A 21,366-nucleotide genomic window follows, 5' to 3' on the forward strand; every position below is an offset into this window, starting at 1 on the left:
GTTCTCCTCCATCTCGTTGCCAACCCGTCCTGGGCTGTCCCGACCGACTATCGGCGTGGGGTCTGGGGTCGGTCTGGGACGGACCTGGTATCCGCTGGTCCAACCGGGGTAAGGCATTGACGGGGCCTCGGTGAGGAGATGCGGGTGGCGGTGCGATTCGGCTTGCTCGGGGACGTCGTGGCGACCGTTGACGACCGTCCGGTGGCCCTCGGGCATGCCCGACAGCAATGTGTCCTGGCCGCGCTGCTCGTCGACGTCAATCGGGCGGTCTCCGTCGACCAGCTCATCGACCGGGTCTGGGGCGAGAGCCCACCGCAACGCGCCCGGGACACCCTCTACGGCTACCTGTACCGCTTGCGCCGCAGTCTGGCCGACGTTCCCGACGCGGCGATCACGCGCCGGTCCGGCGGCTATCTGCTGGCCGCCGACGAGATGGCGGTGGACCTGCACCGCTTTCGTCATCTGCGTGACAAGGCCCGCGCCGAGCGGTCCGAGGACGACCGCCTCGCCCTGTTCGACAAGGCACTCGGTCTCTGGCGCGGTGACCCGTTCTCCGGGCTGGACGCGTTCTGGCTCGACACCGTGCGGACGGATCTGGAGCAGGAGAAGCTGACAGCGGAGCTCGAACGCGTCGATGCGGCGCTGCGGGTCGGCCACCACGACGAGGTTCTGGCGGACCTGTCGCGGCTCGTGTCGGGGCAACCGTTGAACGAGCGCCTGGCCGGCCAGATGATGCTCGCGCTCTCCGGCGCCGGCCGCTCGGCCGAGGCGCTGGAACACTACCGGCGTTTTCGGGACCTGCTGGTCGAGGAACTCGGCGTGGAGCCGAGCCCGCATCTCCAGCAGCTGCACCGGTCGATCCTGGCGCCGGATGTCGCGGCGGACCCGCCCTCGGCCGGGCCACCTGTCCCCCGACAACTGCCGATGCCGTCCGGGTCGTTCACCGGCCGGTCCGAGGATCTGGCGCAGCTCGACGCGGCCCTGCTGACGTACGGGGAAACGACCGCTACCGCAGTGGCGGTGAGCGGCACCGGCGGGATCGGCAAGACCTGGCTCGCGCTGCACTGGGCAGCCACCCACCTCGACCGGTACCCGGACGGTCAGCTCTTCGTCAACCTCAGCGGCTTTCACCCCACCGAACCGCCGATGACCCCGGCCGGGGCGGTACGCGCGATTCTGGACGCGCTCGACGTCGCCCCGGACGCCGTGCCAACGGACCTCGACTCCCAGATCGGTCTGTATCGGAGTCTGGTGGCCGACCGACGGATGCTGATTGTGCTCGATGACGCCAGGGACCCCGATCAGGTCCGTCCGCTGCTGCCGGGCTCGGCCAGTTGCGCGGTCCTGGTGACCAGCCGGAATCAGATGTCGGGCCTGGTGGCGACCGAAGGGCTCCGTCCGGTGCCACTCGGCTGTCTGAGCCGGGACGAGGCCTTTCACCTTCTCGCCGGCCGGCTCGGCGCGGACCGGCTCTCCACGGAAGCGGATGCGGCGGGCAGCATCGTCGGGGCCTGCGCCGGCCTGCCGCTCGCCCTCTCGATCGTGGCGGCCCGGGCCGCCACGAACCCGGCCCTGTCGCTCCAGGACCTGGCCGACGAACTCACCGATCAGAAACTTGGGTTGGACGCCCTGGCCGACCGCGACGCCGTCGCCGACGTGCGGTCGGTCATCGCCGCGTCCTGTCGGGCGCTCAGCGCCCCGGCGGCCGCGCTGTTCCGCCTTCTCGCGCTGTACGCCGGCCCGGACGTCAGCCTGCCGGCGGTGGCCAGTCTCGTCGGGCTGCCCGTTCAGCAGGTACGTGAACCGCTCGACGAGCTACTCGGGGCCCACCTGGTGGACCTGACCGGTCCGGATCGTTACGCGTGCCACGACCTGCTGCGGGCGTACGCCGGCGAGCTGCTGGAGGACAGCGACCGCGCATCCGCGATGCGCCGGCTGTACGACCACTGGCTGCACGGGGCTCACGCTGCCGCACTGACGATCGAGCCGCATCGGGACCGCATCGAGCTGCCGCCGCCGGCCGCCGGGACAGCCGTCGCGGCGTTCACCGACAGCGAGCAGGCACAGCAGTGGCTCGACGCCGAACGGCCCGTGCTTCTCGCCGCGATCGACCAGGCCGCCGAATCCGGCCTGGACGGTCACGCCTGGCGGCTGGCCTGGGCCGTCACCACCTACCTCAGCAGGCTGTCGCGATGGTCGGATCTGGCCGCGGCCCAGCGCACCGCGGTGACCGCGGCGGCACGGGCGGGTGACCTCGTCGGGGAGGCACACGGCCACCGCGATCTCGGCCTGGCGCTGCACCAGCTCGGCGAGCTGGCCAACGGGCTGGACCACCTTCGGTGCGCCGGCGAGCTGTTCGGGCGGCTTGGCGACCGTGCCGGCGAGGCGTACGTCGCGCTCTACCTGGGCTGGGTGCACGAGGGGCAGGGTCAGCACCGGGAGGCGCTGGAGTGCGACGAGCGGGCCCTCGCCCTCTTCGCCGAGGTCGGCCACCTGGTCGGGCGGGCGAAGGCCCTCAACGCCATCGGCTGGGATCACGCCCGTCTCGGCGACCATCACCGGGCCGCCGACCACTGCCGGCGCGCACTCGCGTTGCACGAGGGGGTCGGCAACCTGACCGGTGCGGCCAAGACCTGGGACAGCCTCGGCTACGTCCACCATCAGCGGGGTGACTCCGACGAGGCCTGCGCCTGCTACCGGAGGGCGCTGGAGCTCTACGAGCAGTCGGATGACAGGTGGGGCGTGGCCGAGACGTCGACCCGGCTGGGCGACGTTCTGCACGACGCGGGTGACGTCGAGGCGGCCCGGGACAACTGGCTGCGGGCGTTGCGGCAGTTCACCGAGGACAACCCGGTGGAGATCGCCGAGCTGCGCCGTCGGCTCGACAGCGCCGACCCGCCGTGACACGGCGACCGCGGGTAGCGGATGCGACACGTGGTGGTCCGGCCGACCAGGCGAACCGGTCAGCCGGACCACAGTGATGTCAGCTGGTGCTACAGATGGTGCCGTTGAGGGTGAACGCCGTGGGCAGCACGTTCGGCCCGCCGTACGCGCCGACGAAGCCGGCGCTCAGCGTGCCGCCGGCGGCGATCTGCCGGTTGTCGGTGGTGGGCGTGACCCGCACCGCGGTGCCGACCTGTTCCCAGGTGGCGCTCCAACCGCTGCTCACCTGTTGCCAACCGGTGGGCCAGGTCCAGGTGAGCGTCCAGCCGTTGATCGGGCTGGACCCGTTGTTGATGATCTCGACGCCACCGATGTAACCGTTGCCCCAGTCGTTGTTGGCGCTGAAGCGGACGGTGCACGTACTGGCGGCAGGGCTGCCGGTGGCGAAGGTGAGCGGCGGTGAGGCCCAGGAGACGCGTCCGGCGGTGTCGCGGGCCAACACGTTGACGGTGTACCTGCTGCCCGGCACGAGGTTGTCGACGGTGAACGAGGTGCTCGTCGTCTCGCCGACCTGCTCGCTGACCGCGCCGTACTGCCGGTGCACCTCGTACTTGGCGATCGGGCTGGCGCCCGAGGCGGACGCCGGCCAGGTGATCGTCGCGGCGCGGTCGGTGACGCCGCTCGCGGTCGGCTGGCCCGGTGCCGTCGGCCGTCCAGCGGTGGTGCCGGCCGCACGCAGCACGAGCGTGGTCAACGAGTACGCGGGCAGTGTCCGGCTGGTCGCCGAGCCGGACTGGCTGGTGACGATGCCGGTGGCCCCGTTGGTGAGGGTGGACACCGTCGGCGCGACTGCCGACGGGGTGAACCCGGAGTAGTCGATGGTGACCGGGTGGTCGTTGTCCGGGTCCTTGTTCACCAGAAGCACGGCGAGGTCACCGTTGCTCCGGCGGACGGCGTGGGCGGTGACCAGAGGCTCGTCGGTGCCAGCGCGAACGAACTGGTCGCCGGTCTTCGCGAAGAGCTTCATCATGCTCAGCCCGTGGTACGGCGCGAACGGTGTGTTCAGCGGCGGTTGACAGACCGAGCCGTCCTCGGTGCAGGCCCCGCTGGAGAGCATCCCGAAGTCGCCGTAGTCGGTCTGACCGGCCACCTGCGTCACGGTGCCCATGCCGTTGTGCACGTTCCACCAGTGGACGGTGAAGACACCGTTCTCCAGCAGACCGCTGTAGACGTCGGCGAGGAACAGTGCGGCCGGTTGGGTGTTCCGGCCGGCGTCGACGTTCAGCTCGGTGAAGCTGATGCCGATGCGGTCAGCGTTCGGGCCGGCGTACCGGGCGAGCTGCTGCCGCAGCAGGTAGGTGGCGTCGGGGAGGTGGTTGACGCGGGCCAGCGACTCGGCGGCGGTGCCGCCCGGGTACCAGTGCACATCCACGAAGTCGATCTTCGAGCCGGCGATGGAGAGCACTGCCTGGTTCCACGGGCCCGGATCGCTGCCGGCGGTGATCCCGTCCGGCCAGTTGCCCGGCATCGTCAGCACCGCCCCGACCTTGATGCTCGGGTCGACCGCCTTCATCGCGTCGGCGTACTCGACGACCAGCCTCGCGTACTGTGTGGCGCTCTTGTCGGGGTGGTCGTCGGCCTCCCACGCGGACCCGTAGTGGCCGTTGCCGTAGTTCTCGTTGCCGACGGTCCAGTACCGCGCGCCGTACTTCTTGGTGACGTTGGCGTACCGCACCCAGTCGGCTGCCTCGGCGGGCGAGCCGGTGCCGTAGTTCGCGATGATCATCGGCTGCGCGCCGACGCGGCGGACCCCCGCCATGAAGGTGTCGAAGTCGGTCCCCGGCGCCACGTAACCGCCGGGCGCGGTGTGGTCCTTCCAGTGGTAGATGTCGGCATACGAGCCGCCGGGGTAGCGCATCATCTGCACACCGGCATCGCGGAGCAGGTCCGATGTCTCGGCGGTGCCGAGGTTCGAGTCCCAGATGGCGTGGTTGACGCCAAGAGCGGTGTCCGGCACGCTCGCCAGTCCCGCGCGGGTGTTGACGGTCACGGTGACCGGGTCGGCCGCCGCGCTGGCGGTTGGTGGGTTGACGCCCGCGAGCGCGCTCGCGGCGAGCAGCAGGCCCGCAAGGAGTGCTGCTCGGGTCTTCGGTTTAGGCATGGGCGGGGTTCCTTCGCGCAGATGAGCCGCCCGACCGGTCAGGGTGCGACCGGTGACGGGCGATCTCGTGGACGGCAGACCCGGGTTGGTCCATCGCTCGTGTCACCGCCCCCCGAGATCACCTCTGGATCCCGGCTGCCCAGTGGACGGACGTCAGCCCCGCGCGCGCGGCTCTTCATCGACGTACCACAATGGCACTGTCGGTTGGGCAATCTCAATACGCGTCAGACGTCGTCTTCGCCGCGCTCGCCGCGCCCGGAGCGACGCCCGCGGACACTCACGGCGGCCAGCAGAGTGACGACCGCGGCGGCGAGTTGCAGCACGCCGCCGAGCAGTTCGACGATGCCAGAGATGGCAGCAGCGTCTGGCAGATGGGTCATGAGACGGCCTCCGGGTTCGTGCCCACCGTCCGCTTCCTGCGGAAGGCCCTCCCCCGGGCTCAGCGGTGACCACGTGAGCGCCGCCCTCATTGTGGCATCCACCCTCCAGCGAGTGGAAGCCGTGAAGGCCCCGACATGAGATCGACAATCGTCGAACGTTACAGCTTGACGAACGGCATGTTATCGCTCACAGTCGATGCGAGGCGGTCAGCGTCCGCGGCTCACCGGGAGGCCCCTCGCTGGTTCGATCTCAGTGGTCAGGACGTCCCCGGGGCAGGTGGACGTCGCATCAGGTTCCGTCAGCAGCCGCCGGTGACGCGCGGCGGACGTCGCGCGCCCCGGGGCCACCCTGGCGCCGTCGTCGATCCGCCTGCGCCGGACCGCCGTGCTGCCGCCGGATCCCCGACTCACGACAAAGAGGAACCGCCGATGAGATCAAGGATCGCACTGCTGGCCGCCACGCTGGCGACGGCCCTGGCGACGATGACGGCAGTGGTCACGGTCGCCACCCCGGCGTCGGCCGCGACGCTCACCCAGGTGACCAACTTCGGCACCAACCCGACGAACCTTCAGATGCACCTGTACGTGCCGGACCGGGTCGCGGCCCAGCCGGCCCTGCTCCTCGCCCTGCACTACTGCACCGGCAGCGGTCCGGCGGTGCACAGCGGCTTCGGCCTGAGCGCCCTCGCCGACCGCTACGGCTTCATCGTGATCTACCCGTCGGTGACCCGGAGCAGCAAGTGTTGGGACGTCTCGTCACCGCAGGCCCTGCGCCGCGACGGCGGCAGCGACCCGGTGGGTCTCAAGTCCATGGTCGACCACGTCCGGAGCCGCTACCCGGTCGACGCCAACCGGATCGGCGTGGGTGGGTTCTCCTCCGGCGCCATGATGACCAACGTCATGGTCGGCCTCTACCCGGATGTGTTCCACCCCGGGTTCAGCTCCTCCGGGGTCCCGTTCGGGTGCTTCGCCACCACCAACGGCGCGGAGTGGAACAGCGAGTGCTCCGGCGGCCGGATCGTCAGGACCGGGCAGCAGTGGGGTGACCTGGTCCGCAACGCCTACCCCGGTTACTCCGGCAAGCGTCCCCGGTTCCAGATCTGGCACGGCACCACGGACACCACGCTGAGCTACGTCAACTTCGGCGAGCAGATCAAGCAGTGGACCAACGTGCAGGGCGTGTCGCAGACCCCCAACTTCACCGACTCCCCGCAGGCCAGCGCCACGCGTACCCGCTACGGAGGCACCGGCGGCACGGCGCCCGTCGAGGCGATCAGCTTCCAGGGGTACGGCCACTCCATCCCGTTCGACGCCGCGCAGGCCATCCGGTTCCTCGGCTTCGACACCACGAGCCCCACCACGCCGCCACCCGGCGGCACGTCGGCGCCGCTGCGCAACACCGGCGCCAACCGCTGCCTCGACGTCCCGTCGCGGTCGCAGACCAACGGCACCCAACTGACGTTGTGGGACTGCAACGGCGGCACCAACCAGCAGTGGACGTCGACCGCCGCGAAACAACTCCAGGTGTACGGCACGAAGTGCCTTGACGCCGAGGGCGCCGGAACCTCGCCCGGCACCCGGGTGATCATCTGGGACTGCAACGGCGGCACCAACCAGCAGTGGAACGTCAACACCGATGGCACGGTGACCGGCGCGCAGTCCGGCCTGTGCCTGACGCCCAACGCCGCCGGAACCGCCAACGGCACCCCTGCGGTCCTGTCGAGCTGCAACGGCTCCAACAGTCAGCGGTGGTCCCGAAGCTGACGCGGTGACCGACGGGGGCGTACCCCGTCGGTTGTTCGTGCGGGTGTGCGTCCCGCTGCTCGGGCCCGGACTCCGAACAGCGGGACGCAACCCGGCGGCCAGGGCCGGGATCGACGGTCGCCATCAGGGCGGCCCAGCTGTGGGCCACTGCTCAGCGGTGTGCGCTGGGCAGGTGGGCGGGCCGGTCGTCGTCGCACGACTGTCCCGGCTGCTGCGGTGCCCTGGAATCCCGGTGGCCGTTCACGCCTCGGCCGCGTGGCGCGCGGGTCGCCCGGTGGTGGTCTCGGGCCGTCTCGCGCCGGCCACGTGCCACCCGCCCCACGCCACGATCGTCATCCGTCACGCCTCGGGCCAATGGCGACAGCTCCGTCACGGCGGCTCGAGATCGGTCGAGTATCGACGACTGTCCGTCACGTTAGCGTTAACAGTGAGCGATTGTCCATAGACAATAGTCATCGTCGCCGTTCAGCGGCACTGCCGCGACGGAATGATCCGCGACGGCGGCTCGGCCACCCGCGGACCGAGGAGGGAGCTATCGAACGAAACGGTCGGTGACATCCACACCGTCCGGCAGGACGTCCGTCAACCGGATCCGGACGCGGGTGCGAACCACCTCGGTGCCCTTGCCGAAGCTGGTCGGCATCCGCCGGGTCCGCCACTCCCCCAGCGGCTTGCCCGCCTCCCGCTTACGGCGCTTGAGGATCGCCTCTGCGGCCATGACGTCAGCGTGCCGGCCCTCGACGACCTCCAACAGTTCGGCACCCCCACGGAGATGCTCCCGTACCCTCGGCATCCCGCCCACACCGAATTTCAGCAGCCCGCGATGCTTGAACAGGTAGAGCAGGTAGGGCGTGTCCCGCAACGCTGCGAACGACCGGTCACCGGCCTCCGGCGGGCACGCGACGCAGCCCTTACCCGGGCCTGTCAGCCGCTGCCAGGACCCGCACCGGAGATGCACGCCCCACGTCCCGTGGGACATGGATAGCTGCCGTTGCCCGTACCAGGGAAGGCCGTGCACGTCCCCGGCCAGATCAGTCCAGCCGTCGCCGCGGCGGCGGTCGAGATCAATCCCGAGCGCTACCGCGGCACGGAACTCGGCGGCGGCGCGCGGTGAGACCGCGTCGTCGGTGGCCGCATCGGCGAACTGGCGTACCTGGTGAGCCAGTGCCGGCTCCGCTGACAGCCGGGAAAGCAGCTCCCGCCCGGTGTCGAGCGCTGCTCCCGAGGAGCGCTCGTCGAGGCAGATGTGGCAGCGGGTCCGCCATCCCTTCCGGCAGATCCGGTGGTTGCCGCAGCTGCGGCACCGGTGAATGTCGACGCCGCCGGTGGCCGGAAGGACGCCGAGAGGCTCCATCTGGAACGCGACCAGCGCCGCGCACGCAGGGCAGTGCACGTACCAGGCGATGTCCGGGCCGCGCTGACGCGTGTTGGCCCTGCCGTGGACGGCGTCACCACAGTTGACACAGGCGGGCCCATCCGACACCGCTGACGGCCTCATCTCGGGTGTCGCAACCATCTGCCCTCCCGTCGGTTCCTGGGCACGTGACCCGGATACCGAAGCAGACGCGCACCGCTGAGCCTCAGGTCAGTCGGAAAGGCGACTAACTATGCGACGCTGGCCGCGACGGGTGGGTCGTCGGAACAGGCCTTGCCGCACAGGTCCCGGTGCTGGCCGTTGATTCGGCTAGGGCATCGGGTCGACGCCGACGACAGTCGTGAGCGCGGGCGGAATAGCCTTGCGGCATGCGGGGACGATTCGGCGCGGCCAGACGCTGGTACGGGGAGCACCCGTTGGTCCGTCGTACGGTCCTCGCGCTCGTGGTGGGGATCGTGGTGCTGACCGGCGGCACGGTGGCCAGCGTGACGTGGATCCGCGACACCGCGGAGGGCCACCTCTACGGCGAGTCCGAGGTGCCGGACGCCCCGGTCGCCCTGGTCCTGGGCACCAAGGTGGACGCCGACGGCACGCCCTCACCCGTCCTCGCCGCTCGGTTGGAGATCGCGCGACGGCTGTTCGACGCCGGCAAGGTGCGGGCGATCCTCGTGTCCGGCGACAACATGAACGCCGACTACAACGAGCCCGCCGCGATGCGGACATGGCTGGTGGAGCGGGGCGTACCAGCGCACAAGGTGGTGCCGGACTACGCCGGCTTCGACACGTACGACTCGTGTGCGCGCGCTGAGCGGATCTTCGGGGTGCGGCGAGCCACTGTGGTGACCCAGACCTTCCACCTTCCGCGCGCCGTGGCACTGTGCCGCCGCCTCGGCATCGACGCCAACGGCGTGGGCGACGACAGCGCGAAGCGGTACGCCCAGACGTGGTGGTTCAGTTCGTACCGGGAGAACGGCGCCTGTCTGAAGGCAGCGCTGGAGTTGCTCTCCGGTCGGGATCCGGCGCACCTCGGCCGCCGGGAGACGGGCGTCGACGACGCGTTGCGCATCGACTAGGCAAGGTCACGAGCGTCTTGGTGCGGCGCTGTCGCGGACGATGAGTTCGGTGGCGAGTTCGACCCGGGGGCTCTCGGTCCTCTCGCCGCTGGCGAGGCGCAGCACGGTCCGCGCGGCCAGCATGCCCATCTCGGCCAGGGGTTGCCGGACGGTGGTCAGCGGTGGCGAGCACCAGCGCACCTCCGGCAGATCGTCGAAGCCGACCACGCTGACGTCGTCGGGCACCCGCAGACCCCGTTTACGGACCGCCTCGTAGACGCCGAGGGCCATCTGATCGCTGGAGGCGCAGATGGCGGTGGGCGGGTCGGGCAGGGCCAGCAGTTGCGTACCCGCGGTGAAGCCGGCCTCGTGGTAGAAGTTGCCGGGGCGGATCAGGGCGTCGTCGATGGGGATCCCGGCGGCGCCGAGGGCGGCCCGGTAGCCGTCCATCCGGGCCCGGCTGCACATCAGGTGCGGCGGGCCGGCGATGAAGCCGATGCGGCGGTGGCCGAGGCTGATCAGGTACTGGTTGGCGCTGAGGCTGCCCGCCCAGTTGGTGGCGCCGATGGTGGGTGACTCCTGCGGGTCGACCCCGGCCGGGTCGATGATGACGACCGGCAGGTGGAGCCGGCGCAGCTCGGCCTGCAACGGTGGGTTCACCATCGAGGTCACGAAGATGATTCCCTCGGTGGAACGCGTACGCATGTTGTCGAGCCACTGCTTGGCCGAGGAGATGCGCCAGTGGATGGCCGAGACGACGGTGCCGACGCCACTGGTTTGGCCGACGTCCTCCACCCCACGGATGATCTCCACGGCCCACGGGCTGTCCAGGTCGTTGAAGACCAGATCGATGAGGGCGGCGTCGGTACGCCGTGACGGTGAGCGGCGGCGGTAGCCGTGCCGGTTCAATAGCTCCTCGACGCGTTCCCGGGTGTCGGGGGCGACGTCGGAGCGGCCGTTGATGACCCGGGAGACGGTGGGCACGGAGACTCCGGCCAACCGAGCGATCATGGCGATGGTGACGTTTCGGCCGTTCTCCGTGCCCACGGTCCCCCCTGCGGAGCTATGGATCTCCGAAACTTTCAATGCTTCGCCGGTAATGCCGATCGATGGCCGGCACGCTACGAGCTGTTGTCCCAGCGGTCAAGACCTCTGTCCTATTGCGAAAAGAGCGGCTAGCGTAAGTAGGGCCTCCAGTGATCCAGGACCGCGATTTTCCGGAAGTTCCAGACAGCCCGTCCAGAGGAGCGCTCGTGTCGACCGACATCGCTAACGTGGCGACCGCTATCCGGTCGATCCGCAATCCCATCCTCGCCGGCTTCCACCCGGACCCGTCGATCCTGCGCGTCGGCGACGACTACTACCTGGCCACCTCGACCTTCGAGTGGTACCCGGGTGTGCTCGTGCACCACTCGCGTGATCTGGTGAACTGGCGCAGCCTGGGTGGGATCATCACCGACCGGCGCCTGCTCGATCTGCGCGGGTGCGGCGACTCCAACGGAGTGTGGGCGCCCGACCTGACGTACCACGACGGTCAGTTCCACCTCGTCTACAGCGACGTGGCCAGCTTCGCCAGCGGCTACTGGGATCCGCAGAACTTCCTGGTCACCGCCGAGGACATCACCGGCCCCTGGTCCGATCCGGTGAAACTGCACGGGCGCGGGTTCGACGCGGCGCTGTTCCACGACGACGACGGCACCACGTGGCTGCTGGGCATGAGCGCGGACTGGCGGCCCGGCCGCGACCGCTTCGGGGGCATCGAGATCCAGCAGTACGACCGGGCCGCACGCCGTCTGGTCGGCAGCCCCCGCATCCTGTTCCCCGGCTCCCCGGCCGGGCTCACCGAGGGTCCACACCTGTACCGCCACGACGGCTGGTACTGGCTGATCACCGCCGAGGGCGGCACCAGTTGGGAGCACCAGGTCACCGTGGCGCGGTCCCGGGAGCTGTTCGGACCGTACGAGGTGGACCCGGACGGGCCACTGCTCACCTCCTTCGGGCGGCCCGACCTGCGGTTGCAGAAGGCGGGGCACGGCAGTCTGGTCCACACGCAGAACGGCGAGTGGTACCTGGCCCACCTGGTTGGTCGCCCGTACTCCCCGCTGGGCAACTGCGTGCTGGGTCGGGAGACAGCGATCCAGCGGGTCGAGTGGCCGTCGGGCGGCTGGCCGCGCATCGTCGGAGGGGTGCCGGCGGACGACGTCGTCGCACCCGACCTGCCCGCGCACCCCTGGCCGGCGGAGCCCGAGACGGACCACTTCGACGCCCCCGAGCTGGGCCGGTGCTGGTCCACGCTGCGTCGGCCGGCCACCCCGGACTGGGTAGACCTGCGCACCCGCCCGTCGTACCTGCGGGTCCACGGCGGGCAGTCGCCGGTCGGTCGACAGGCACCCAGCCTGGTCGGGCGGCGCGTCGGCGCGAGGGAGTGCTCGCTGGAGACCGTGGTGGAGTTCGCACCGGCCGACCACCGTCAGCTCGCCGGGATCACCGCCTACTACAACACGCTCAACTGGCACCACCTCTACCTGACCCGGGCCGACGACGGCCGGACGGTGCTGGAGCTGCTCAGCTCCGACAACGGGCGGCGCACCGCGTACCCCGAGCTGACCGTCGATGTCGACGGCGTCACCCGGGTCGGCCTGCGGGCCGTCTTCGACGGGCCGGCGGTGCGCTTCGACTACGACCTCGGCGCCGGTTGGCAGCGGCTACCTGTCGAGCTGGACGCGACCATCCTGTCCGACGAACACGCCGCGCTGATCATCGACGGTGAGCCGGCGGCGTGGGGCTTCACGGGGGCGTTCCTGGGCCTGTGGGTGCAGGACCTGGGTGGCGACGGCGTACACGCCGACTTCGACCTGGCCACCTACCGGGAACAGTGACCACGCGGACGGCACTCGGCGGGTGCCGTCCGCGTGCCCACTCCTCCTACCTGGCCTGGGCGGCGACGGCCCGCAGCTGGCCGAGAGTGGTGCGGAACCCGCGGCCGGAGACGGCCGGGTCCTCGGCGTTCAGGCCGCTGACGGCCATGGTCTGCGAGCGCGTCGTGGCGACGGCCTCCGCGCCGGACCCGTTCAGGTCGAACACTCCGAAGTCGCCGCTGAGCGTCCGGAACGTCGAGGCCGCCGGGTCCTGGGCGAGGTAGAGCACCACGACCTGGCCGGCCTCAAGCTTCGACATGTGCGCCATGTCCGGCACACCGGCGGGCAGTTGGGCGAGCGTGATCCGCGCCCCGGCCCGGACTGTCGATCCGCTCGTCGCACCCAGCACCTCGTCGACCCGGAATCCGGTCTCCTCGACCTCACCGCGTACCACCAGGTCCGCGGTGTCGCTGAGCTGCCGCACGGTGGCGTACCCGCGCAGCTTGCCCTTGATCGGCGGGGGCGCGACGTCCGTCGGCGTGGCGGCGCTGCTCGGGGCGGCGCTGCTCGGCGCGGCGCTGCTCGGCGCGGCGCTGCTCGGCGCGGCGCTGCTCGGCGCGGCGCTGCTCGGCGCGGGCCCGGCGGCCCGGTCGGCGTCACCGCCGCTGCCGCAGGCGGCCAGGGCCGCGACGGACAGCACGGCGGCGGCCGTGGCCCACAGCGGCCGGGTACGGCGAAGGTCGACTGCCATGGAACGCTCCTCGCGTCTCGGTGCCGTCCCGGGCCGTCTCGCTCGGAACGCGGCACTGCTTACGCCTTCTATCTGTGCGTCCCGGGCACCGAGTTCCATTTTTCTTGCGGGCTCAGTTTCTCCGGGGTCAGCGCCGCTCGCGCGCGAGCTGACGAAGCTCGGCAAGCGTGGTGACGAACGCGCGACCCGCAGCGGTGGCGTCCTCGCTACGCAGACCGGTCACCGACATCGCCGGCGACCGGCTGGTGGCCGTCTCCCCGGCGAGGTCGAAGATCCCGAACTCGCCGCCGAGCGGGTGGTAGACGCGCGCAGCCGGGTCGACGTGGCCCAGGTAGAGGACGCTCGGCCGGCCGGCCGTCCCGGCCAGTTCCGCAGCCACGATGATCTCGGTGGGCACCGGGGCGCCCGGGTTGCGGTACAAAACCTCCGCCACGCGGTAGACCGCCCGCCCGTCCGTCACCGACGCCACCTCGCCGCGGACCACCAGGTCGGCCGTGTCGGTGAGTTGGCGCACGGTGCCGTACCCGCGATTCTTGGCGGCCGTGCCCGGCGGTGCCGGCCGAGCGGCCGGACGGGTCGCCTCGGGCGACGGGAGCGCGGCCGGGGGCGCGTCGCCGGACCGGGTCGCGAGCCCTCCGCCGATCCCCGCCACCACCAGGACCAACGCGGCCGCCGCGAGCGCGGGCCGCGACGACACGAAGGCCCTTCTTCGGGTACGCGGCTCCTGCGTGATCGCCGCGAGCAGGCGACGGCGGTGCACCTCGTGCCGGCCCTCCGGCAGGTCCTGATCGCCGGGGTGGGGGGCGATCCTCGCCCACTCGGCCGGGTCCGGCGCGCTCACTGGCTGCCCTCCCGTACGAGCGAGGCGTCCACGACGGGCGGTCGCGCGGCGCGCGGCGGCGCGTCGACGAGGGTACGGAGCCGGGCGCGGGCCCGCGACAGCCGGGAGCGCACCGTACCGACCGGAACACCCAGCGCCTCCGCCGCGGACTCGTAGTCGAGGCCCTCCCACAGGCACAGGGTCAGCACCTCGCGCTCGGATCGACGCAGCCGGGCGAGCGCGTCGATGGCGGCGGCGATGCGTCGGCTGTCGTCGAGTCTGCCGGCGACCTCGTCGGCGTGGTCGGGCAGTGTGAAGTCGGAGGCGAGCAGCGCTGCGGCCACCCTGCGGTAGCGACGGTTGCTGCGGGCGTGGTTACGGGCCTCGTTGGTGGCGATGCCGAGCAACCAGGGACGCAGCGACCCACCCTCCTCGGTGACCCGCTCCCGGGAGCGCCAGGCCTGCAGGTACGTCGCGGCCATGACGTCCTCCGCCGTGGCCCAGTGGGCGGTCAGCCGGAACGCGTGGTTGTACACCGAGCGCGCGTACGTGTCGAACAGCTCGGCGAACGCGCCGGGGTCACCGGCTCGTACCCGAGCGCGCAGACTCGACTCCATGACCATCTTCTGTCCGTCGGACGGTGCTGGTTCCGACGGACCGGCCCGTTGATCAGTTACGGCCCGACGATAGCCACCGGCAGGTACGTCCCGCCAACGACGGGATGAACAGACGCCGTCACGCCTCGCGGTCGTCGATTGACGGCGAATCGACGTACTGGTATCTGTTAATACAGTTTCCTGATGCTTGGCCCGGCGCGGCAGTTCGGCGCCGTAGGGCACCGCGAACCGACCGGCTGGCGGCACGCCGCCCCTTCCCCGAGGAACACCCATGGTTCACAAGAGAACAGCCGCCTACGTCGTGGGCACCCTGCTGATCGGCGTCGCCGCCGTCGGCTACGGCCTGCCGTCGGCGAGCGCCGCGACCGCCGGCCCGATCACCGGCCTGGGCGGCAAGTGCGTCGACGTCGCGGGCGCCAGCTCGGCCAACGGCACGGCCGTCCAGCTCTACGACTGCAACGGCAGCGCGGCCCAGACGTGGACCGTCGGGAACAGCGACAACTCGATCCGGGCGCTCGGCAAGTGCCTCGACGTCACCGCCGCGTCGACAGCCAACGGCGCCAAGGTGCAGCTGTACGACTGCAACAACACCGGCGCGCAGAAGTGGACCGCCAGCAACGGCACGCTCGTCAACACCGCCTCCGGCAAGTGCCTCGACGTCACCGATCGGAGCACCGCCAACGGCGCCCGGTTGCAGATCTGGACGTGCGGCGGCACCACGAACCAGCGGTGGACCCTGCCGGGCGGCGGCACTCCCACCACTCCCCCGCCCACCACCCCGACCGGCACCAACCTCGACGACCCGGCGAAGAAGGACGTCGCCATGCAGCTCGTCTCGGCCGCCGAGAACTCCTCGCTCGACTGGCGCGCGCAGTTCTCCTACATCGAGGACATCGGCGACGGGCGCGGCTACACCGCCGGCATCATCGGCTTCTGCTCCGGCACCGGCGACATGCTCGAACTGGTCGAGGCGTACACCCGCACCAAGCCGGGCAACGTGCTCGCCGGCTACCTGCCGGCGCTGCGCGCCGTCAACGGCACCCCGTCGCATGCCGGCCTCGACCCCAACTTCCCCCGCGACTGGCGGACCGCGGCCAACGACTCCGTGTTCCAGGCCGCCCAGGAAGCCGAACGCGACCGGGTCTACTTCAACCCGTCCGTACGCGACGGCAAGAACGACCAGGTCCGGGCGCTCGGCCAGTTCGCCTACTACGACGCGGCGGTCATGCACGGGTACGAGGGCATGCGCCAGATCCGCAGCCGCGCCCTGAACCGGGCCAAGCCGCCAGCCCAGGGCGGCGACGAGCGGACCTGGCTGAACGCCTTCCTCGACGAGCGGGTCCTCGAGATGAGGAAGGAAGCGGCCCACTCGGACACCTCCCGCGTCGACACCGCCCAGCGGGTGTTCCTCAACAACGGCAACTTCAACCTCAACACGCCCCTGACGTTCGCCGTCTACGGCGAGCAGTTCCGTATCGGCTAGCTCGCTGAGTGGTGGCGGGGTCGCCGTTCGTTTCGCCGACGGCCCCGCCACCCGGCGCTTGCGGCAGGATCGTCCGGGTGAACCGGCCGCTGCTTCTGCTCGACGTCGACGGTGTCCTCAGCCCCTACGGGACTGCTCAACCACCCGCCGGTTACACCGAGCACCGCCTGTTCCCTGGCGAAGAACCCGTCCGCGTCAACCCCACCCACGGCGGCTGGATCACCGAGGCTAGCGCCGTCCTGGACATCGCCTGGGCCACGAGCTGGAACGACGAAGCCAACCGACTCCTCGCTCCACTTCTGGGCATCGCTCCCCTGCCCGTGATCACCATGCCACCCGCGCCGTTCCACCCCAGCGACAAGATTCCGGTCATCGCCGCCTACGCCCAACGACGGCCCGCCGCATGGATCGACGACCTCCACACGCCGCAAGCCCACAGCTGGGCCGCAGCACGCAGCAGCCCCACACTCTTGATCACCGCCGACCCGACGATTGGCCTCAGCCGCAACTCCATCGACGACGTCATGACGTGGGCCAGGGCTCTTCGACGCCCGTCCGGCTGATCCCCAGCGAACGCGCCCAGCTCTTGCTGATCCCGAGGCGACGCGACCAGCTCTCGCTCATGCCACGCACCCGGACAACGCCGTCGACAGCGCCTTCGCTCGCACCGGGCACCAGACACCAGGCAGCGCCGCCGGCACAGAGCCCTCGCTCACGCCAGGCAGCACGCAGCGCCGCCGACACCAGCTCCTGGAACCGCCAGGCAGCACGCCCGTCCCGGCCGTCAACTGGGCGAGTCCGGCACCGACGAGCCCTCCGGTGACCGCCCAACGACGACTACGCCGGGGTGAGACGGCACCAGCCATGAATCGATCATGGTCAACCAAAGATGTCGTACACCTGTTCTAGTATCGGGTCATGGTCGAGGAGTTGGCGCAGGCAGACGACGCGATCGCCGCCTGCGTCGACGCCCCCGCCTGGGCCCTGCCTGAACACGATCTGATCGCCGCACTTGACGCCGCGCACCGCTTGGAGCAGCGCCTGGCCGCAGTCAAGCTGACTCTGATCCGCGAGATCGACGGCCGGGGCACCGCCCGCACCCAAGGAGCCTCGTCCACCGCGGTCTGGCTCCGCGAACGGCTACGACTCACCGTCCCCACCGCCCGCCGCCTGATCGACCTCGCCACCGCCCTCGACACCGGCAGCCCCGGCATCCGACAAGCGCTGGCCGACGGCACCATCAGCATCGAGCAGGCCCGGGTCATCGCCGACACCGCCACCACCGTGCACGCCACCGCCGGCACGCAGGCCACCGACAAAGCCGTCAGCCTGCTCACCGACTGGGCCACACAGTTCGACCCCACCCTGCTCCGCAAACTCGGCACCCGCATCCTCGACCACGTCGCCCCCCACCTCGCCGACACCGCCGCCCAAGCCGCACTCGACGCCGAAGCCACCCGCGCCGCCCGCGACCGGCACCTCACCCTGTCCGAACAGACCGACGGACGCCTGCGACTCACCGGCACCCTCGACACCGAAACCGCCGGCCTACTCCGCGCCGCCATCGACCCACTGACCACGCCATCAGCGGCCGATGACCAGCGCTCCCCCGGGCAACGCCGCCACGACGCCCTCACCGAGGTCTGCCGACTCGCCCTACGAACCGGCGAACTACCCGAACACGGCGGCGACCCCGCCCAGATCGTCGTCACCACCACCTACGACGCGCTCACGGCAAAGCTCGGCACCGGCACCCTCGACACCGGCCTGCCCCTCACCCCGCAAACAGTGCGCCGACTCGCCTGCGACGCCACCATCCTGCCCGCCGTCCTCGGCGGCACCGGCCAGGTCCTCGACGTCGGCCGACAACGCCGCCTCATCACCGGGCCGCTACGCCGCGCCCTCGTACTCCGCGACCGCGGCTGCGCCTTCCCCGGCTGCGACCGACCACCGCGCTGGTGCCACGCACACCACATCCACCACTGGGCCGACGGCGGCACCACCAACCTGGCAAACGCCGTCCTGCTCTGCGGCCACCACCACCGACACCTGCACCACAGCGACTGGACCATCCAGCTCGGCCACGACGGCCATCCGGAGTTCATTCCACCCGCCTGGCTCGACCCCGAACAGCTTCCCCGCCGCAACCACTACCACCCACGAACATAGGAGCGGGCAGCCGAGAACGATCAGCCAGGTGTCGGGTCGACACCGTCGCCCACCCCGCACCGCCTAAGGCATCCTAGGAGACCGGTTGGCCTGGCCTCCGCTGCGGAAGCCGAAGCGTCGAGCGGTACGTGCCCAGGCGCGGGCCGGATGGGTCGAGGAGAGAGATCTCAACGGGCCCACGCTGACCCGCAGCAACTCACGACGGCCTGCACCGGGCCGCAGCGAGCCGCGAAGGCTCGTGGGCCAACCTCTACGCGCCAGTGCTTCACGGGCGCGGGGTCGTCGTCGTTGAGCGCGGTACCGAATGTCGTGGACGACGCCGACGCGGTCCCTGGCTACGGCCAACGTGAACAATCCGTAGCCACCGAATCGCGTGGTGACTTGACCTCAAGCTCGGGTGAGGTCCTAACCTCGCGTATCGGAGGTAATGCATGAGTATGGAATTTGCCGCGTGGACGTCTCTGCACCACGCGATGAACGCGCAGGACGAGCGACCGCTGTCCCGCGCCACCTTGAAGCGAATAGCGCAGTTCGCACGGCCACACCGCGCCTTGATCGTCAGGTTCCTGCTGCTGAGTGTGGTGACGGCTGTCCTCACTGTGGCGGCACCCGTTCTCGCCGGTCGGGTGGTCGACGCGATCGTGGACGGCGCCGACAGCGGCGTGGTGATCCGGTTGGCCGTACTGATTGCCGTGATCGCCCTCGCCGAGGCCGGGCTGGGGTTGGTGACGCGATTTCTCTCCGCCAGCATTGGTGAGGGGCTGATCGTTCAACTGCGCACGGCCGTGTTCGACCACGTACAGCGCATGCCGGTGGCCTTCTTCACGCGGACCCGCACGGGCGCACTGGTCAGCCGCCTGAACAACGACGTCATCGGCGCGCAGCGGGCTTTCAGCGACACCCTGTCGAGTGTGGTCGGCAACGCCGTCACGCTGATGCTGACGTTGGCCGTGATGCTCACCTTCTCGTGGCAGATCACGCTGCTGGCGCTCGTCCTGCTGCCCATTTTCGTTCTTCCGGCCCGCCGGATGGGTTCGAGGCTCGCCCAGTTGCAGCGTGAAGCAGCCGAGCACAACGCGGCCATGAGCACCCGGATGACGGAACGTTTCTCCGCACCCGGTGCCACGCTGGTCAAGCTGTACGGGCGGCCGGCCGAGGAGTCCGCCGAGTTCGCGGCTCGGGCACGCCGGGTCCGGGACATCGGCATCCGCGCCGCGATGCTCCAGTGGGTCTTCATCACCGCGCTCACCGTCGTCGGCTCGCTGGCACTGGCCCTGGTCTACGGGCTGGGTGGTCTCTACGCCCTACGGGGCAGCCTCGACGCCGGGACGGTGGTCGCTCTCGCGCTGCTCCTGTCGCGGCTCTACGCACCGCTGACGTCGCTGGCCAGTGCTCGGGTCGAGGTGATGAGCGCGCTGGTGAGCTTCGAGCGGGTGTTCGAGGTCCTCGACCTCAAGCCGCTGATCCTCGACAGATCCGACGCCCGACCCCTTCCGGAGGGGCCGGTCGCGGTCGAGTTCGACGGGGTCCGGTTCGGTTACCCCTCAGCGGACAAGGTGTCGCTCGCGTCCCTGGAGGACGTGGCGAAGCTCGATACGCGCGGCGGTGAGGAAGTGCTGCACGGGGTGTCGTTCCGCGCCGAAGCGGGGCAGATGGTGGCGCTAGTCGGCTCCTCCGGGGCGGGCAAGTCGACGATCGCGCAGCTCGTGCCTCGCCTGTACGACGTCGAGGACGGCGCGGTGAAGCTGGCCGACGTCGACGTCCGTGAGCTGTCGGCCGAGTCGATCCGGGCGGCGCTCGGCGTGGTGACCCAGGACGGGCACCTCTTCCACGAGAGCATCCGCGCCAACCTGGCGTTCGCCCAGCCGGACGCGACAGAGGACGAAATGTGGGAGGTGCTCCGGCGGGCCCGCCTCGACGACCTGATCCGCTCGCTACCCGATGGGCTGGACACAGTCGTGGGCGAGCGCGGATACCGCCTGTCCGGCGGGGAACGGCAACGGCTCACCATCGCGCGCCTGCTGCTGGCTCGCCCGCGCGTGGTCATCCTCGACGAAGCCACCGCGCATCTCGACTCCACCTCGGAGGCGGCGGTTCAGGACGCCCTCGCCGAGGCGCTGACCGGCCGGACGAGCGTGGTCATCGCGCACCGGCTCTCCACCATCCGGGCGGCCGACCAGATCCTCGTCGTGGAAGCGGGGCGCATCGTCGAACGTGGGCGACACAGTGACCTGCTCGTGGCGGGTGGCCGCTACCACGAGTTGTACCGCACCCAGTTCGCCCAGGAGCAGCCGACCGTCCAGGAGCAGCCAACCGTCCAGGGGCAGCCGACAGCACAGGAGCGACCGCCGGTCCAGGAGCAGCGCGTCGCCACATGACGTACGCGGTGGTCGATCCGCCCGGGAGGGGCAGTCCGACCACCGCGTCACAACGCGCCGCCGCTCACCGCAGCACCCGGGGTGAGCGGCGACCGCGCTCAGTCGTCGTCGTTGTCGTCGTCGTCGTTGTCGTCGTCGTCGTTGTCGTCGTCGTCGTTGTCGTCGTCGTCGTTGTCGTCGTCAGCGTCGACCGGCTCCTGCTCGGCCTTGACCACCGAGCCGTTGTCCCGGTCGACGTCCACCTCGTGCTCGGTGTCGCCAGCGACGATCTCGACGCTCCACACCGGTCGGCCGTTCTCCTTCTCGGCTTCGACCTCGACGATCTGACCGCCACCGGCCTTGGCGAGCGCGATCTCACCGGCGCGCTTCTCGTCGACCGCGCTACCCCCGGGCGCGCCGCCGGTCGACGGCGTACCGGACGGCGTTGCGCTCGACGGCGTACCCGATGGGGTGCCGACTGACGGCGTACCGGTGATTGCCGGCTCGTCGGTGGCGGTCGGCGCGACGGTTGCCGCGGCGAGTGCCGTGCCGCCGGTCCGCGAGTCGTTCGCGGCGTTGACGCCGAGCGCGACCCCGGCCACCGCCAGCACCGCCGACCCGCCGACCGACGCCAGAAGCAGATTGGTGCGCTTCATCGTGGTGTCCACCTTTCCTCGGTTGTCGACTCCGAGGATC

Annotated in this window: 16 protein-coding genes; 8 read left to right on the plus strand and 8 right to left on the minus strand. The window is 70.6% G+C overall.

Features of this window, described 5'->3' with window-relative positions; genetic code table 11:
• Positions 1 to 144: 144 nt before the first annotated feature.
• Positions 145 to 2,904, plus strand: a complete 2,760-nt coding sequence (locus ACGF3C_RS28570) for a BTAD domain-containing putative transcriptional regulator (RefSeq protein WP_393226744.1) — start codon at positions 145 to 147, stop codon at positions 2,902 to 2,904.
• 79 nt (positions 2,905 to 2,983) lie between these two features.
• Here the strand turns inward: ACGF3C_RS28570 and ACGF3C_RS28575 are convergent, their stop codons facing one another.
• On the minus strand, positions 2,984 to 5,044 hold the full coding sequence (locus ACGF3C_RS28575; protein WP_393226746.1) for a cellulose binding domain-containing protein: 2,061 nt from the start codon (positions 5,042 to 5,044) through the stop codon (positions 2,984 to 2,986).
• Between the two features lie 224 nt (positions 5,045 to 5,268).
• Entirely contained in the window at positions 5,269 to 5,424 is a 156-nt protein-coding gene (locus ACGF3C_RS28580) for a hypothetical protein (RefSeq protein ID WP_357222900.1), read from the minus strand.
• Positions 5,425 to 5,853: 429 nt separating this feature from the next.
• On the opposite strand from ACGF3C_RS28580, the gene ACGF3C_RS28585 reads away from it, so the two are divergent.
• Positions 5,854 to 7,188 (plus strand): PHB depolymerase family esterase, encoded by a 1,335-nt coding sequence (locus tag ACGF3C_RS28585; RefSeq protein WP_393226748.1) that lies wholly within the window; start codon positions 5,854 to 5,856, stop codon positions 7,186 to 7,188.
• Positions 7,189 to 7,720: 532 nt separating this feature from the next.
• On the opposite strand, the gene ACGF3C_RS28590 is transcribed toward ACGF3C_RS28585, so the two are convergent.
• Complete coding sequence (locus ACGF3C_RS28590; protein ID WP_393226749.1) at positions 7,721 to 8,704, minus strand: hypothetical protein; 984 nt, start codon at positions 8,702 to 8,704, stop codon at positions 7,721 to 7,723.
• A 227-nt stretch (positions 8,705 to 8,931) separates the two neighbouring features.
• Here ACGF3C_RS28590 and ACGF3C_RS28595 point away from each other — a divergent pair, with 227 nt between their 5' ends.
• Positions 8,932 to 9,636 carry an ElyC/SanA/YdcF family protein gene (locus ACGF3C_RS28595; RefSeq protein WP_357202398.1) on the plus strand — a complete coding sequence of 235 codons (705 nt, stop codon included), beginning with the start codon at positions 8,932 to 8,934 and terminating at the stop codon, positions 9,634 to 9,636.
• A 6-nt stretch (positions 9,637 to 9,642) separates the two neighbouring features.
• Here ACGF3C_RS28595 and ACGF3C_RS28600 read toward each other — a convergent pair whose 3' ends face one another.
• Positions 9,643 to 10,626, minus strand: a complete 984-nt coding sequence (locus ACGF3C_RS28600) for a LacI family DNA-binding transcriptional regulator (RefSeq protein WP_387350884.1) — start codon at positions 10,624 to 10,626, stop codon at positions 9,643 to 9,645.
• 242 nt (positions 10,627 to 10,868) lie between these two features.
• On the opposite strand from ACGF3C_RS28600, the gene ACGF3C_RS28605 reads away from it, so the two are divergent.
• Positions 10,869 to 12,494: a glycoside hydrolase family 43 protein gene (locus tag ACGF3C_RS28605; RefSeq protein WP_393226751.1), complete on the plus strand. Its 1,626-nt coding sequence runs from the start codon at positions 10,869 to 10,871 to the stop codon at positions 12,492 to 12,494.
• Positions 12,495 to 12,540: 46 nt separating this feature from the next.
• Here the strand turns inward: ACGF3C_RS28605 and ACGF3C_RS28610 are convergent, their stop codons facing one another.
• The 3 genes from ACGF3C_RS28610 to ACGF3C_RS28620 all read right to left on the minus strand — a co-directional run bounded on the left by ACGF3C_RS28610 (position 12,541) and on the right by ACGF3C_RS28620 (position 14,661).
• Positions 12,541 to 13,224 carry a hypothetical protein gene (locus tag ACGF3C_RS28610; protein ID WP_393226753.1) on the minus strand — a complete coding sequence of 228 codons (684 nt, stop codon included), beginning with the start codon at positions 13,222 to 13,224 and terminating at the stop codon, positions 12,541 to 12,543.
• Positions 13,225 to 13,351: 127 nt separating this feature from the next.
• Positions 13,352 to 14,065 (minus strand): hypothetical protein, encoded by a 714-nt coding sequence (locus ACGF3C_RS28615; protein WP_393226755.1) that lies wholly within the window; start codon positions 14,063 to 14,065, stop codon positions 13,352 to 13,354.
• Positions 14,062 to 14,661, minus strand: coding sequence for an RNA polymerase sigma factor (locus ACGF3C_RS28620; RefSeq protein WP_393226757.1), 600 nt, complete (start codon positions 14,659 to 14,661; stop codon positions 14,062 to 14,064). Before ACGF3C_RS28620 ends, ACGF3C_RS28615 begins: the two co-directional genes overlap by 4 nt.
• 271 nt (positions 14,662 to 14,932) lie before the next feature.
• On the opposite strand from ACGF3C_RS28620, the gene ACGF3C_RS28625 reads away from it, so the two are divergent.
• From ACGF3C_RS28625 to ACGF3C_RS28640, 4 genes are all read left to right on the plus strand, one after another.
• Entirely contained in the window at positions 14,933 to 16,144 is a 1,212-nt protein-coding gene (locus ACGF3C_RS28625) for a chitosanase (protein WP_393226759.1), read from the plus strand.
• Between the two features lie 77 nt (positions 16,145 to 16,221).
• Positions 16,222 to 16,707, plus strand: coding sequence for a hypothetical protein (locus tag ACGF3C_RS28630; protein WP_393226761.1), 486 nt, complete (start codon positions 16,222 to 16,224; stop codon positions 16,705 to 16,707).
• Between the two features lie 355 nt (positions 16,708 to 17,062).
• The gene (locus ACGF3C_RS28635; protein ID WP_393226763.1) at positions 17,063 to 18,313 is read left to right on the plus strand and encodes a DUF222 domain-containing protein; all 1,251 of its coding nucleotides are present in this window, start codon (positions 17,063 to 17,065) and stop codon (positions 18,311 to 18,313) included.
• A gap of 431 nt (positions 18,314 to 18,744) precedes the next feature.
• The gene (locus tag ACGF3C_RS28640) at positions 18,745 to 20,691 is read left to right on the plus strand and encodes an ABC transporter ATP-binding protein (RefSeq protein ID WP_393226765.1); all 1,947 of its coding nucleotides are present in this window, start codon (positions 18,745 to 18,747) and stop codon (positions 20,689 to 20,691) included.
• 98 nt (positions 20,692 to 20,789) lie between these two features.
• Here the strand turns inward: ACGF3C_RS28640 and ACGF3C_RS28645 are convergent, their stop codons facing one another.
• Entirely contained in the window at positions 20,790 to 21,326 is a 537-nt protein-coding gene (locus tag ACGF3C_RS28645; RefSeq protein ID WP_393226767.1) for a PepSY domain-containing protein, read from the minus strand.
• Positions 21,327 to 21,366: the final 40 nt, after the last annotated feature.

The sequence above is a fragment of the Micromonospora sp. NPDC047762 genome, from assembly GCF_043204655.1.
Classification (GTDB): domain Bacteria; phylum Actinomycetota; class Actinomycetes; order Mycobacteriales; family Micromonosporaceae; genus Micromonospora.

Bases quoted from the DNA above. Each gene is read 5' to 3' on its own strand.
- ACGF3C_RS28575 (WP_393226746.1), bottom strand. From the start codon at position 5,044: ATGCCTAAACCGAAGACCCGAGCAGCACTCCTTGCGGGCCTGCTGCTC.
- ACGF3C_RS28580 (WP_357222900.1), bottom strand. From the start codon at position 5,424: ATGACCCATCTGCCAGACGCTGCTGCCATCTCTGGCATCGTCGAACTG.
- ACGF3C_RS28585 (WP_393226748.1), top strand. From the start codon at position 5,854: ATGAGATCAAGGATCGCACTGCTGGCCGCCACGCTGGCGACGGCCCTG.
- ACGF3C_RS28590 (WP_393226749.1), bottom strand. From the start codon at position 8,704: ATGGTTGCGACACCCGAGATGAGGCCGTCAGCGGTGTCGGATGGGCCC.
- ACGF3C_RS28595 (WP_357202398.1), top strand. From the start codon at position 8,932: ATGCGGGGACGATTCGGCGCGGCCAGACGCTGGTACGGGGAGCACCCG.
- ACGF3C_RS28600 (WP_387350884.1), bottom strand. From the start codon at position 10,626: ATGATCGCTCGGTTGGCCGGAGTCTCCGTGCCCACCGTCTCCCGGGTC.
- ACGF3C_RS28610 (WP_393226753.1), bottom strand. From the start codon at position 13,224: ATGGCAGTCGACCTTCGCCGTACCCGGCCGCTGTGGGCCACGGCCGCC.
- ACGF3C_RS28620 (WP_393226757.1), bottom strand. From the start codon at position 14,661: ATGGAGTCGAGTCTGCGCGCTCGGGTACGAGCCGGTGACCCCGGCGCG.
- ACGF3C_RS28625 (WP_393226759.1), top strand. From the start codon at position 14,933: ATGGTTCACAAGAGAACAGCCGCCTACGTCGTGGGCACCCTGCTGATC.
- ACGF3C_RS28635 (WP_393226763.1), top strand. From the start codon at position 17,063: ATGGTCGAGGAGTTGGCGCAGGCAGACGACGCGATCGCCGCCTGCGTC.
- ACGF3C_RS28640 (WP_393226765.1), top strand. From the start codon at position 18,745: ATGAGTATGGAATTTGCCGCGTGGACGTCTCTGCACCACGCGATGAAC.
- ACGF3C_RS28645 (WP_393226767.1), bottom strand. From the start codon at position 21,326: ATGAAGCGCACCAATCTGCTTCTGGCGTCGGTCGGCGGGTCGGCGGTG.